The following is a 2506-nucleotide window of genomic DNA, read 5'->3' as shown; positions in this document are numbered from 1 at the left end:
GTCCTCGACCCGAGGGTGGGTGAGGTCGGCCGGTGAAATCGTTGGTCCGAGCGGGGCGGAAGACGCAGGTGACTGTCCCTGATAGGTCTGAATCTCGCTCACGCGCGGCCGGCTGGGAGGCGTTGCGGTGTGATCGATCGGACGGGCGACGTCGATCGTGTGGACGATGTTCGCGTTGCCGGGCGCGAGACCTCCGCCCAACGACTGCCCGAATGCGGTCCCACCGGAGAGCAGCCCCGCGACCGCAAGCGCTGGGGTGAGGTTCGTGGTGTGATGGTTCTTCATGGTGCCAGCGGCACGAGCAGGCAGCGGCGATTATTCTTGGGTCGGTCGCTTCGACCACTGGCGGCAACATCGGCCGCACCGCGAACCGCCCGTGTCGCCTGAACCGAAGGCCGGCGGGCGGGGCTCATCACGATCGACGAGATCGGCCTCGTGTTGCGCGCCATGGACTACTGCTTGGGGCGGGGACCGGCGGTGAAACCCGCGAAGCCGGTGCTGCGGGTGATCCAGGGCGGGAAGGCGGGGGACCGACCGGACTAAGCAATCTCGGCAAGAGCCGCGTTGATGCAAGACACACTGGAGGTGTCCGGGACGACAAGGTCATCCGAGATGACGAAGACCTCCGTGCCCTTGTAGGCGCGCGATGCGTTGTATTGAAGATCGTACAGGAAAGAGCGGCGGCGAGAGTAGTAGCCAATAATCTCAGGGGCACTGTCGTACGAAACGATCCAGGGCCCCCTGATTTGTTGTTGGATTACACGCGCAATCCGAGCGTGATCCTGTGGCTTGTAGTGGTTTTGGTAGAGGCGCTCGGCCTTGTGATAATACGGCGGATCGCAGTAAACGAATACACTTCCCTTGAGCGTTGGGATTTGGTTGGCGATAAAATCCTCAGCATCTCTATTGGAAACGAAGATGTCGCTCCGTCGTGCGGCAATGACTTCGATGCGGCGGATGAGCTCGTTCCGGGTGAACCGAGCATCCATCTTCCAATTGCCTACTTGGTTCAGTCCGCCAATCAACCCTCCGCGAGGGATGCCAGAGCGATTGCAGCGATTTAGATAGAAGAGGCTAAACCCGACGGCTAGAGGTTCATGGTCCTGTGGGCGTTGGAAGATCGCTCGTTGTCGACGCCACTCATCGATGCTCAAAGAGGCCGAGGAGATCATTCGACAAAGCGATTCCGTCTCATCGAGAACACTGCGCCAGAAGGCGAAGAGTGATGGACAGGAATCATTTAGGTGGATTCGTCCAGCTACCCCGCCCAAGAGCAGCTCCATGGCGACTCCAGCCCCCCCCGCGTACGGCTCTACGTAGTCGCTTCCGGACAGCCCATTTAGCTCCATCAACTCAGCGACGAATGGAGCAATCTTTTGTTTTCCGCCCGGATAACGCAGGGGAGTGTTGTAGCGGTGCATGTGATTTGGTCGCTGCCGTTTTAGTGATCTTCTATTGCTCAGGCGTTCATCGCTTCAAGCAAAGGAAAGACGTGGCTGAACAAGGCCGAGATGTGCTGGTCCGTGACGGAGAACTTTGGGTTATGCACCAGCTGGTTCATCGACGTCACCGAAAGGAATCCGGACGGCTTCGCGAGTTCGGCCATCGCCCCATGAAGAACTTTCTTCTTCTCCATGTCGGACCCGTTAGAGGTCAGATGGCCGGTAACGTCTTTCAGGATTTCGACGAGGTGTCTCTCGGAGCCATCGGCCTTTAGCGCTTTAGGGCCGCCAAGGACGGCAGAGTGGTCGGAGCAATAAGCCTTTGCGGAAATCTCAAACATGCTCCTGAGCAGAAAGCAGAACGAATGGGGGTGCTTGCTCAAGGTGAGTCGGCGGGCTTCGTCAAGCAAGGTGACTACCTTCTCTCGGTTTTTGCCCACCGGCGCAAAGTCCTTGAGAGCGCGCATCACCGCTTTGGGATCGGTAATCCCAACTGCCTTAACCTTGCTCGGCTTGGGCGCAGCAGGCTTGGTCGAACCAGGAGTCGGCGGTCCAGTAGGGGCGGCCGTGCCAGGCGCGCCACCGGACGGCGCACCACCGGACGGCGCACCACCGGACGGCGCACCACCGGACGGCGCACCACCGGACGGCGCCTTCGGCGGACTCAACCCGGGAATCCCATAACTCTCGGCGAAGTCTATCGTCGCATTGCGAATCTTGTCGAAGCCGAGCTCCTTCATGCCGATATCGCGAAGCATCGCGTCAAGCGCAGGCTGATGCTGCTTGAGGCTGGGGTACGTGTCCGCGAGTTCTCTCGCAGAGGACGCCCCGAATCGCTGTGAAATACGCTTAGTCGCCTCTTCAAGTACGGTGAGAGGATAGTCCCCAGCCCAACGGTCTCTCTGCTCAGGGGTAATGTTCGTTGCGCTCTTTAGGAATTTTTCCAGCAGGTCAAGCGCAGGCTCGGAAGCGCCCTTCTGAGCGCGGTTGTGGCGGGCGCGTGCGATGGCCTGCTCGCCCGTCTCTTTGCCGATTTGTTCCAATACTTTGCTGGGGAACACTTC

The 2506-nt window shown here is 59.6% G+C and carries 3 protein-coding genes; all 3 read right to left on the bottom strand.

What is annotated here, in order from left to right; translation table 11 throughout:
* The coding region (locus tag ACOSYY_RS16445; protein ID WP_421663808.1) for a hypothetical protein at positions 1–285 on the bottom strand (285 nt) is incomplete at its 3' end.
* 254 nt (positions 286–539) lie between these two features.
* Positions 540–1421 (bottom strand): DNA adenine methylase, encoded by an 882-nt coding sequence (locus tag ACOSYY_RS16440; RefSeq protein ID WP_421663806.1) that lies wholly within the window; start codon positions 1419–1421, stop codon positions 540–542.
* Positions 1422–1459: 38 nt separating this feature from the next.
* On the bottom strand, positions 1460–2506 hold a 1047-nt coding region (locus ACOSYY_RS16435), incomplete at its 5' end, for a hypothetical protein (RefSeq protein WP_421663804.1).

This window comes from Nitrospira sp. BLG_2, from assembly GCF_049222245.1.
The sequence above is the reverse complement of the archived record's forward strand: the minus strand, read 5'-3'. Positions and strand labels throughout refer to the sequence as shown.